Annotated in this window: 14 protein-coding genes; 12 read left to right on the forward strand and 2 right to left on the reverse strand. The window is 44.0% G+C overall.

Features of this window, described 5'->3' with window-relative positions:
- Positions 1-567 precede the first annotated feature (567 nt).
- The 11 genes from SSCH_RS12285 to SSCH_RS12320 all read left to right on the forward strand — a co-directional run bounded on the left by SSCH_RS12285 (position 568) and on the right by SSCH_RS12320 (position 8772).
- Positions 568-858: a metal-sensitive transcriptional regulator gene (locus tag SSCH_RS12285; RefSeq protein WP_044665718.1), complete on the forward strand. Its 291-nt coding sequence runs from the start codon at positions 568-570 to the stop codon at positions 856-858.
- A gap of 24 nt (positions 859-882) precedes the next feature.
- The gene (locus SSCH_RS22500; RefSeq protein ID WP_332306937.1) at positions 883-2286 is read left to right on the forward strand and encodes a heavy metal translocating P-type ATPase; all 1404 of its coding nucleotides are present in this window, start codon (positions 883-885) and stop codon (positions 2284-2286) included.
- Positions 2268-3308, forward strand: a complete 1041-nt coding sequence (locus SSCH_RS22505) for a heavy metal translocating P-type ATPase (RefSeq protein WP_332306938.1) — start codon at positions 2268-2270, stop codon at positions 3306-3308. Before SSCH_RS22500 ends, SSCH_RS22505 begins: the two co-directional genes overlap by 19 nt.
- A 354-nt stretch (positions 3309-3662) precedes the next feature.
- Positions 3663-4535 carry a M15 family metallopeptidase gene (locus tag SSCH_RS16915; protein WP_052835623.1) on the forward strand — a complete coding sequence of 291 codons (873 nt, stop codon included), beginning with the start codon at positions 3663-3665 and terminating at the stop codon, positions 4533-4535.
- 356 nt (positions 4536-4891) lie between these two features.
- Entirely contained in the window at positions 4892-5203 is a 312-nt protein-coding gene (locus SSCH_RS12300) for a hypothetical protein (RefSeq protein WP_044665719.1), read from the forward strand.
- A complete protein-coding gene (locus SSCH_RS18395) occupies positions 5196-5336 on the forward strand; it encodes a hypothetical protein (protein ID WP_156972268.1) in 141 nt (46 codons plus the stop codon). Before SSCH_RS12300 ends, SSCH_RS18395 begins: the two co-directional genes overlap by 8 nt.
- A gap of 2 nt (positions 5337-5338) precedes the next feature.
- Complete coding sequence (locus tag SSCH_RS12305) at positions 5339-5854, forward strand: polysaccharide deacetylase family protein (RefSeq protein WP_232294454.1); 516 nt, start codon at positions 5339-5341, stop codon at positions 5852-5854.
- Positions 5855-6212: 358 nt separating this feature from the next.
- Complete coding sequence (locus tag SSCH_RS12310; protein ID WP_044665720.1) at positions 6213-6743, forward strand: DUF6591 domain-containing protein; 531 nt, start codon at positions 6213-6215, stop codon at positions 6741-6743.
- Between the two features lie 68 nt (positions 6744-6811).
- A complete protein-coding gene (locus tag SSCH_RS12315; RefSeq protein WP_198142446.1) occupies positions 6812-7159 on the forward strand; it encodes a DUF4870 domain-containing protein in 348 nt (115 codons plus the stop codon).
- A 382-nt stretch (positions 7160-7541) separates the two neighbouring features.
- Positions 7542-7970 (forward strand): FAD-dependent oxidoreductase, encoded by a 429-nt coding sequence (locus SSCH_RS21185; RefSeq protein ID WP_269746199.1) that lies wholly within the window; start codon positions 7542-7544, stop codon positions 7968-7970.
- 25 nt (positions 7971-7995) lie between these two features.
- Complete coding sequence (locus SSCH_RS12320) at positions 7996-8772, forward strand: aminoacetone oxidase family FAD-binding enzyme (RefSeq protein WP_269746198.1); 777 nt, start codon at positions 7996-7998, stop codon at positions 8770-8772.
- Positions 8773-8898: 126 nt separating this feature from the next.
- Here the strand turns inward: SSCH_RS12320 and minC are convergent, their stop codons facing one another.
- Both minC and SSCH_RS20415 read right to left on the reverse strand, forming a co-directional pair.
- Positions 8899-9243, reverse strand: a complete 345-nt coding sequence (gene minC, locus SSCH_RS17720) for a septum site-determining protein MinC (RefSeq protein WP_232294443.1) — start codon at positions 9241-9243, stop codon at positions 8899-8901.
- A complete protein-coding gene (locus SSCH_RS20415) occupies positions 9176-9559 on the reverse strand; it encodes a septum site-determining protein MinC (protein ID WP_044665721.1) in 384 nt (127 codons plus the stop codon). Before SSCH_RS20415 ends, minC begins: the two co-directional genes overlap by 68 nt.
- A 186-nt stretch (positions 9560-9745) precedes the next feature.
- On the opposite strand from SSCH_RS20415, the gene SSCH_RS17725 reads away from it, so the two are divergent.
- Positions 9746-9980, forward strand: a 235-nt coding sequence (locus SSCH_RS17725) for a transposase family protein (RefSeq protein ID WP_232294446.1), incomplete at its 3' end; no start/stop codon positions are given.

Consider the following 9980-nt stretch of genomic DNA (forward strand, 5'->3'; position numbering starts at 1 on the left):
CACATACCGTATTTGCTAGCTCGGTAAGGCTTAGTTTCGGAAACATGCGTATTATTTCCTTAACATCTTGCAGTTCCTGTTCGGTGAAATATCTGCCGCTTACCAAGACTTGGTTGTCGTATTGTTTTGTCATAGTGCAGGCCCCCTTTGATAATAACCCACACTATTGTCTCATAATTAATTACCGCTGTCCAGTTCCTTTTTCGATAAAATATTTCTTCTAGTCTCTGGAAACCCTTGTCGGGCATAGTAGTTAGAGGCTATGCGTCAGTTCTGAGGTGTTGTATAAATTGACCAACAGTTCGGCATGACCAACTGGCGCAGTGATTAAAGTGCCCTATTCGTGTTGTATAAGAGTTATTTCGGGGTTAACACTGGGTGGGAGACATATCAATAAGACAATAAAGCAAGCAAAATGAGATGTGGGAAGTGGGAATAGATGTCGGAAACCGGAGGTCAGAGGTCAAAAAAAAAGATGGGGCATTGCATAATAGGGTAGGGGGGTATGGTATAATAGATAGTGGGGATGGTGCCGAATGGACGAATTAAAAAACAACTGTCTTAACTGTGGAAACAGCAAGAAAAAAAAGGTGGCAGGATGAGCAAACCGTCAAACAACTGGTTGCCAGGCTTAACCGTATTGAAGGACAGGTGCGGGGGATCAAGAGGATGATCGAAGAGGATGCTTACTGTGATGATGTCTTAAATCAAATTTCCTCTATCCAATCCGCACTCAACGGTGTGGCCAAACTGCTGCTGGAAAAACACATGAAGTCCTGTGTCAAGGATCAGCTTTTGGATGGCGATGAGCAGGTGATCGATGAGGTGCTGAAGACGATCTTCAAGATGATCAGGTAATTAATAAGGGGGTGTGAATTGACCGTGCCTGAAACTGAAAGCCAGACAGGAAAAAGGGCAGCAATAACAATACCCATTTCCGGCATGAACTGCGCGGCCTGTTCTGCCAGGGTAGAAAAGGGTTTGCATACTCTTCCCGGTGTTTTATCTGCAAACGTTAATTTGGTTATGGGCAAGGGGACTATAAACTATGACCCTGAGCAAATAGAACCCCGGCAAATGATTGAGCGGGTCAAGGAATTGGGATATAAAGTTTTAGAAGAGCAACAAGAGCTTTTGATCTCCGGAATGTCCTGTGCGGCGTGTTCTGCACGGGTTGAGAAAAGATTGAATTCGCTGCCGGGAGTGCAAAAGGCAGCGGTCAATCTGACCACTAATAAGGCGAGTATCAGCTTTATTCCTGGCATCATAACAGTTTCAGAGATAGAAAAGGCGGTGAAAGACCTGGGCTATGGTGTGCAAAAAGCCCGTGATCTTTCTCTCAGTGAAGCGGCCCAGGCAAGACAAAAGGAGAAGAACTGGCAGCTAACCAGGTTCATCATTGCAGTTCTCTTTACCCTTCCCCTTGCTGTGATGATGATCTCTTCACATGTAGGGCGCCACTTGATGATCAATCCCTGGGTGCAGCTGGCTTTAGCCACACCTGTTCAGTTTTTTGCCGGTTGGCCTTTTTACCGCGGAGCTTACCACTCATTGAAAACAGGCAGCGCCAACATGGATGTCCTGGTGGCATTAGGTACATCGGTCGCCTATTTCTACAGCCTGATCTCCCTTTTTGCCGGCTGGAATGTCTATTACTTTGAGTCGGCTGCCATGCTCATGACGATCATTTTACTGGGTAAGCTGCTGGAGGCTGTTGCCAGGGGAAAAACATCCGAGGCAATAGAGAAGTTGATGGGACTGCAGGCAAAAACCGCCCGGGTACTCCGGGATGGAGTGGAAATGGATATCCCCGTGGATGAAGTGCTAGTCGGTGCTTTTATTCTCGTGCGTCCAGGGGAGAGGGTTCCTGTGGACGGTGTTATCCAGGAGGGGAACACAAGTATCGATGAATCACTGCTCACCGGAGAAAGCCTGCCGGTGGAAAAGAAACCCGGGGATGATGTGGTGGGAGCCTCTATCAATAAATATGGGAGCTTCACTTTTCAGGCAACAAAGGTTGGTCAAGATACAGTTCTGGCACAGATCATTCGTATGGTGGAAGCCGCTCAGGGCTCTAAAGCCCCTATCCAGCGCCTGGCCGACCGGGTATCCAATATCTTTGTGCCCGCGATTATAGCCATTGCCCTGCTCACTTTCGGTGGCTGGTATATCAGCGGTGCTAATTTTGAAAGTTCCTTGATGCACATGGTCACGGTTTTGGTTGTTGCCTGCCCCTGTGCCCTGGGATTAGCCACACGACAGCGATCATGGTGGGAACCGGGGTAGGGGCTGAGAGAGGCATTTTAATCAAGGGTGGGGAACATCTGGAGCAAGCGGGAAAGATCGATGCCGTTGTCCTGGATAAAACCGGTACCATCACTGAAGGGGTCCCGGCGGTAACAGATATTTTTGCACTGGCTCCGCTCGATGAGAGAAAACTTTTGGGAATTATCGCCTCCGGGGAGAAAAAATCTGAACACCCCCTGGGCCAGGCTGTGGTTAAGCGGGCAGAGGAACTGGAAATACCGCTGGAAGCTGTCGATAATTTCGAAGCTCTACCTGGGCAGGGAATCAGATTCAACCTGATGAATGAGACCTGGCTGATCGGAAATGAGAAACTGGCAAGTTCGCTCGGTATAGATATATCCCCGCTGCTCCCGCAGAAAAATCGCTGGGAAGAAGAGGGTAAAACAGTGATCATTGCCATGAAAGGCAGCAGCTTGTCCGGTTTGGTAGCTATCGCTGATACGGTCAAAGAAAACGCCAGCCAGGCAATTTCAGAACTAAGGCAGATGGGTTTGGATATTTACATGCTGACCGGAGACCAGAAGAAGACTGCCAGGCTATCGCCGAGCAAGTCAACATACGACAAGGTTATTGCCGAAGTTTTACCCCAACATAAAGCCGAAGAGGTACAAAAGCTCAAAGATTCCGGACATATTGTAGCCATGGTCGGTGACGGCATCAATGATGCACCTGCCCTGGCTACATCTGATGTGGGAATGGCCATCGGCACAGGGACAGATGTGGCCATGGAAAGCGCTTCTATTACACTGATGCATGGTGATCTGATGAAGATCGCTTCTGCAATTCGCCTCTCCCGCCGGACATTGCGCAAGATACGACAAAACCTGTTCTGGGCATTTTTCTATAACATGATCACCATTCCCCTGGCGATTTTCGGTGTATTTACACCGGTGATGGGCGGTACGGCCATGGCCTTGAGTTCTGTATCAGTGGTGACCAATTCGCTGCTCTTAAAGCGCTATGATCCGGATCAATCAAATTCCCATCACAGTCAAAGATAACCGTAGAGATGCCATGCAGGTATCTGTATTAATGTTTCAACCAAGCAGTTGAATACAGGGAACCTTAATCAATGGTTTTCCGAAAGGAGGTTTTGAAGGTAATGGCGGAACAAAAGTTATCACTAAAAGTTGAAGGTATGCGGTGCAGGCATATCCTTCCTTTTCTCAAAGCTTAAGAAATTCTTCAGAATTAACACAAGGTTCCCTTAAAGTATTTATCCTATACTGTAAAGGAACACCAATCATCAGGCGACCCGGGAATGATTCCAGTGCTCAGTTTAGGATGCAATTAACTTATAGAATACATTTGTTGATAGCAGAACACTGTTTGGGCGTCGAAAAGGGGTAAGTACAATGGTTAAAAGAGTGGCAAAAAAGCAGATGTTTATACTTGTGTTGATCATAATTGCAGTTGCGACAGTGATTGTAGTTTTCCATCGTCCGGATCTGCGTTTCATTATGGAAAATACTTGGAACCAATTTTGCTTATCTGCTGAACTGGAAAAAGTCAACTTCAATAAAAATTCATTACAGGCAATATCTGTTTCCGATATAAAAAACGGCAAAACAGACATCATCTGCAACAATACACTCTGTTTAGTTAATAATGAGTATCCAATTGGAGAAGAATTGAGTTTTAAATTAGTTAATTATAGAGATACCGGCGTCCTGATGGATGAGTCGCTGGCTGAAAGTTATGCCAAATTAAGTGCTGATGTGAAAAGACATTTAGATGAAGATCTCTTTGTGATGTCTCACTATAGAACTGAAGAAGAGCAGAAAAACCTCTATGAGAAAGACAAGAAAACAGCAGCATTACCTGGCGCCAGTGAGCATCAAACGGGTTTAGCTCTTGATGTCTATGTACGCAACTATGCAGGATCAGGATTTCTAAAATCAGAAGTAGGCCAGTTTATAAACAAAGAATGCTGGAAGTGCGGTTTTATTATTCGCTATCCACCTTTTAAGAAACATATAACTGGGGTAAGATTTGAACCATGGCATATTCGATATGTCGGACTTCCCCATGCTGAGATAATTTATAAAGAAGGATTGACACTGGAAGAGTATATTTGCAGCCTTGAGGTTGGCAGTTATTATAAATTCAACAACTACTATATTAGCCGTCAAGACGCAGATAGCCTCTTGTTCCCGGACATATTAAAGGATATCGTGATCTCTCCTGACAACACCGGCTGTTACATAATAACGGGAAAGATTAAATAGTGCTCCTAAAACAGGAATCATATAGGCGCAAGTGACCGAGTTGGGTTGTGATTAAGGTTGGTTGCAGGAATTCCAGTTGAGCGAGCACCCCATTCAGTTGGTGATTCTGGACATCATGATGCCGGCTTTCATGGCAATACTAGTAGAGGATAAAAGCGTATCTTCCCCTGCCACTGTCTAAAGCAATAAAGCAGCTGTTTCTACGTAACAAACGGACAAAAAGAATAAAAAAAACGCAAGAGAACCAAATAAAAGAAGGCAGCAGATTATCTGCCCCTGAAAAAGATTAACAGCAGGAATATTGTCGAGCAATTGCGAATGGAAGAATAAGAAAAACAAAGTAGGGGTGACTCTCTATGAAAAGGGTTACTGGATACTTGGTACTGGTTGTAAGTTTTATTATGATCATATTTTTGAGTATAGATCAGCCTTGTATGCTGGATATCATTCCAGACAGTACAATTGTAGAAGGTGCAGATAATCAGGAACCAGATGACCAAAACGAATCAAACTCTCCAGAGAATGAAGATCCATTACCATCCGAGAATCCTGGCACAAATGAAACCGATCCTGACAGCCAAAAGACAGGGACAGGCGCTTCTAGAATCTACAATATTTTAGGAAAGTCTAATAATCTGAGCGAAGAACAAGCAAAAAAACATGAATAAATGGAGAAGTGATATTGTCAAATTTGCAGGAGATAACCCCGGCCTTGTTTTTATTAATGGTTTCACCAGTGATAAAATGGTCTGTTTGACCTTTGATGATGGCCTGATGACGAGATCACTCCCCAGGTACTGAATATTCTAAAAAGATACCATGTCAAAGCGAGCTTTTTCTTCGTGGGAAATAAGCTCGAACAACACCCTGATGTTGTACAAAGGGCTTATCAGGATGGACACCTGGTTTTAAGCCATTCATGGAGCCACCAGCAGCTCAACTTAATGGAGCGGCAGGAGATCAAAAGAGAAATACAGCTGACAGAAGATAAACTATATGAACTGATCGGACAACGACCCGCTTTTATCAGACCGCCATTTGGAGAGATAGATGGAAAGGTTGCAGATGTCATAAAGAGTAAAAATGGCAAAGTTATCTTGTGGTCGATTGATACCTTAGACTGGTCACAGAGAGAAAAGAACAATATTATCAATAACGTAACCGAGAATGTAAGGCCGGGAGATATCATCCTCATGCACTGTGATGGTGATAAAACTGAAACTGTAAATGCCCTGCCTGAAATTATCACCAGCCTGCGAGAAAAAGGTTACCAGTTTGTTGACCTGGGTGAAATGCTGAAGATCAACCCGTATCAATAACAACCAGGACACCGGTATTGTTTAGATTAATACCGCCCCTGTCATGTTCATCTAGATCCAAAGTTTATCCGATTGTTTTAGCCAAATAATACTAAAATAATAAAAATCACCCTTGGGGTGATTACTTTTTTTGGTCATAAATCACTCTTGGAGTGATTTACTTTTTCGTGATTCATCAATAAATATATAGATAAAGAAATTCAAAAAATCAAGTGAAGAAAAGAGGTGATGTGATCGTAAGTGAATTCGGAGCACAGCGGGACAGGGCTCGATCCTGGGAGGGCGGTTTGACCACCTGGCTGAACTGATCAGTGAAAGCTTCTATCCAGCTGATAAAGTGAAATGGATATCGAAATCAATGAAAGGAGAGGTGGTGATTATGATAAAACGAATTATTGCCATTTTAATCGCTGTAATACTTTTGTTTTCTTTAGTAGGATGCGGAGCCAGGAAAAAGGTTGATCAAAAGATACAGGAAAAGGTAATGGAGAAAACTGTAGATAAAATTACCGGTGATAATGTCGATATTGACACAGACAAAGACAAAATAACTATTAAAGGTAAAGATGGTAATGAAGAGTTTACCTTCGGTGATAGTAAATGGCCTGAAGGTAAAGCGGCGGACCTTATACCGAAATTTAAGAAAGGTAACATAGTTTCAGTAATGAATGCAGATTCAGCTTGCGTTATTATGATAGAAAATGTTCAGGAAAACGATTTTAAACAGTATATGGAAGAGGTAAAAAAGGCCGGATTTACAAAGGATGTGGCAGAGCACTCAAGTACAGTGGGATTTGGTTATCTTGCAAGTTCAGATAACGGCAGGATCAGTATAGCTTACGGCCCTGAGGAAAAAAGCCTCTCTATCACCATCGAAAAAAATGAATAGAATTATGCACAAAGCATAGCAATTTTCAATGGTATTTTAATCAATAGCTTGAAAGGAGTCGGAATGAAATGGATGAGATGAATGATCAAAAAACTCAAGTTGGGCAATTCACCAAGGAAGACATAGAAAACAATAAAGTTATGTCACTGTTGGCCTATATTATCTTTTTAATTCCTTTACTGGCAGCAAAGGAATCCCCTTATGCCAGATATCACACCAATCAAGGCCTTGTTCTTTTCCTTGCAGCTGTAGTAGTCAGTATCGCTGGGTCCATTATCCCTTTAATTGGATGGTTTTTGATACTGCCCTTAGGAAGCCTGGCGGTATTAATTTTTATGATAATGGGAATTGTCAACGCTGTTCAGGGTAAAGCAAAACCCCTTCCCCTGATCGGCTCAATAACCCTTTTGCAATGAGACGCGGGGACGGTTCTCGCGTCTCACTCGCGTCTCACATTTTCTGCAGCGATGAGGAAACATATGGTCTGAATTTCAAAGATATCTCAGGGATGGTCTATGGCGGATGTACCAGGCCTTAAAAAACAAAGATGTCGATGCAGCAGTAGCCTACAGATGGACGGATAAAAGAAACTGCAGATGTGGTCAATGACTATTTTACAGAGCAGGGACTAAGACAAGAAAAGAAGCAGAACGAAAAAGGCTTCCATAAATGGGGGCCTTTTTGTTGTACCAGCATCATAGTATATCAATGATGACAGCACAGATTAATTTGCTTTTCCAATTAAAAGCGGTTAGATTAAAGGTAACACTGATGAAAGAGCAGGGGATCTAATTGAATGTGGTGGTTGTAGGTGGGGGAGCTTCAGGTTTAGTGGCAGCAATAACAGCCAGGAGATTGGGGGCAGATGTGACAATAGTGGAGAAGAACCCCCGCCTCGGTAAAAAAATATTGGTCACAGGTAACGGCCGCTGTAACCTGACGAATATCAACACCAGTTCTGCCTGTTACCATGGAGACCCCGAGCTGGCAGCAGGGATTCTCTCACAGTATGATGTCAAGGAAACAATCAGGTTTTTCGAAAAGCTAGGCATCTCCCACAAGGTAGAGGAGGCAGGCAAGGTATTTCCCATGTCAGATCAGGCATCCAGTGTACTGGATGTGCTCAGGTATGAAGTTGAGCAAACCGGTATCAAGGTTCTCTATGAAGCCCGAGTGTTAGAGATCAAAAAAAACAATAACAAACAAATTCGAATTAGAACTCGCTGACGGCACTGTTATCAAGGGCGACCGTGTGATCCTGGCAGCAGGAGGCCGCGCGATGCCTGTAACAGGATCGAATGGGGATGGGTTTCGACTGGCGCAGAAACTGGGACACACAATCAAGGATGTCTTTCCTGCTCTGGTGCCGCTGAAACTGGAGGGAGACTTTTTCAAACGCATCGCCGGGGTGAAGTTTGTCGGCACTGCCGAGATCCTGGACGAAAATAAACCGGCAGCCAGCGACCACGGGGATATCCTCTTTACCAACTACGGAATCTCTGGCCCACCCATACTCCAGATCAGCAGAAAGGCAGGAGAACTTTTGCGAAAGGGCCGTGATGCTGTCCTGCGTGTGATCATGATCGATTCTATGTCCAAGGAAAGCCTGGATGGTCTGTTGGCCAAAAGGTTTCACCATGCCACAGGAAAAACGGTGGGGTTCAGCCTGGTCGGACTGATCAACAAGAGGCTGATTCCTGTTCTGCTCAAGGAAGCAGGGATCAGCGACATGAAGGCTCCGGCGGAGAAGCTCTCTACCGAAGAAGAGCGGGAGAGAATCCTGGACATCCTGACAGACTGGAGATTCCGCATCACAGGAACCACCTCCTGGCCAAACGCCCAGGTAACCGCCGGGGGGATAGATACACGGGAGGTAGACAGGAACACCCTTGAATCAAGGGTGATCAGGGGCATCTATTTTGCCGGGGAGATCCTGGATATCGACGGCGCCTGTGGTGGCTACAATCTCCAATGGGCCTGGTCATCAGGCTTTGTTGCCGGCCATAATGCGGCATTACAAATGCTTTAAAAAGTGTCTTAAGCATATAGAAAGCAACCTTGGTATAAATACACCAGGTTGCTTTTCCGTAGCTGGTTGGTAAATTCAATATGTTCTAAAAATAGGCTGTTCATGTTTAATCAAACTGCCATAAAACTAAGACAAGTTTGCCAGCATATTTTTGGTATTGTTATAATCCTCAATGACAATTCTATTTTTCTGTAAGTAAGCAATTTCCACTCGACGAGGCGTATCGGGAGCTTGCTCGGGAGCACATGCGATATGATGTGCAATGCGTAATTGAGTTGGAATAAGTTGAAGCGCTATAATGAAGGCTTTTTCATCGCCACAGTTTCCTGCATGAACTAAACCGGCAAGAGTTCCCCAGACAATGACATTTCCCTTTGCGAAAACTTCTCCGCCCGGGTTGACATCACCGATAAGGACAATACTTCCCGGGTGAGAAAGACTCTGTCCGGACCTGATAGTTCTGCTGATCATGCAGGTATCTACTTTTTTCGTGTTGGACAGTTTGTACTGAAGATGACTTGACAACACCCGGTTTCTCGCCATTTGGAACAACATTTTTTATATGAATGTTTTTGGTTGACAAAATCTCCTCCAGGGAATCCAGCTGTTCGGGAGATAAGGCCTCCCTTTGGCCAATATCAATATTTACAACTGCACCCCTAAAGAAGTTGAGATGTGACATCTTCATCTTCAACTGTTTGAGTATTTCCCCAAAATCCGGTTCGGCATCATTTAGTATTAATGTGACACCATCACGATATCCTTTAAAACAGATTAAGTCATTCATCTACAATTCATCCTTAGAAAATATTTTTATCGGTTCTTTTACACATTACGACAAAGATTCCTAAAACCCTTCCTTCTTATAATTCCATTGCTCAAAATGTCTGACATACCCCCACACCGCCCAAAGTACGGATCTGACCTCTGACCTCCGGGCATCCGACCCACGGCAAATTCATGTAGGAAGTAAATGGGTGTAAAAGTTGCTGGACAATCAACCAACTATGAATTAAGCTATAGCTCAGAAGTATATGTGGAGGGGATACTGATGAGCGAAAGCTTATATCAAGGGAAGTTTTTTGATTATTTTAGCGGATTGAACGATAGTAGAATGGAAGGGAAGATATGGCATCGATTAACCGATATCTTATTCATCGTGACCTGCGGAATTATTTGCGGCTACGATGAGTTTGAGCTTATCCATT

This window comes from Syntrophaceticus schinkii (genome assembly GCF_000946815.1).
GTDB lineage: Bacteria > Bacillota > DSM-12270 > Thermacetogeniales > Thermacetogeniaceae > Syntrophaceticus > Syntrophaceticus schinkii.

What these genes read in the sequence shown, in the direction of transcription:
- minC (WP_232294443.1), bottom strand. Translation starts at nt 9,243, where the DNA reads ATGATCAGCAGAACTATCAGGTCCGGACAGAGTCTTTCTCACCCGGGA.
- SSCH_RS12310 (WP_044665720.1), top strand. Translation starts at nt 6,213, where the DNA reads ATGAAAGGAGAGGTGGTGATTATGATAAAACGAATTATTGCCATTTTA.
- SSCH_RS20415 (WP_044665721.1), bottom strand. Translation starts at nt 9,559, where the DNA reads ATGAATGACTTAATCTGTTTTAAAGGATATCGTGATGGTGTCACATTA.
- SSCH_RS22505 (WP_332306938.1), top strand. Translation starts at nt 2,268, where the DNA reads ATGGTGGGAACCGGGGTAGGGGCTGAGAGAGGCATTTTAATCAAGGGT.
- SSCH_RS16915 (WP_052835623.1), top strand. Translation starts at nt 3,663, where the DNA reads ATGGTTAAAAGAGTGGCAAAAAAGCAGATGTTTATACTTGTGTTGATC.
- SSCH_RS18395 (WP_156972268.1), top strand. Translation starts at nt 5,196, where the DNA reads ATGAATAAATGGAGAAGTGATATTGTCAAATTTGCAGGAGATAACCCC.
- SSCH_RS12315 (WP_198142446.1), top strand. Translation starts at nt 6,812, where the DNA reads ATGGATGAGATGAATGATCAAAAAACTCAAGTTGGGCAATTCACCAAG.
- SSCH_RS12300 (WP_044665719.1), top strand. Translation starts at nt 4,892, where the DNA reads ATGAAAAGGGTTACTGGATACTTGGTACTGGTTGTAAGTTTTATTATG.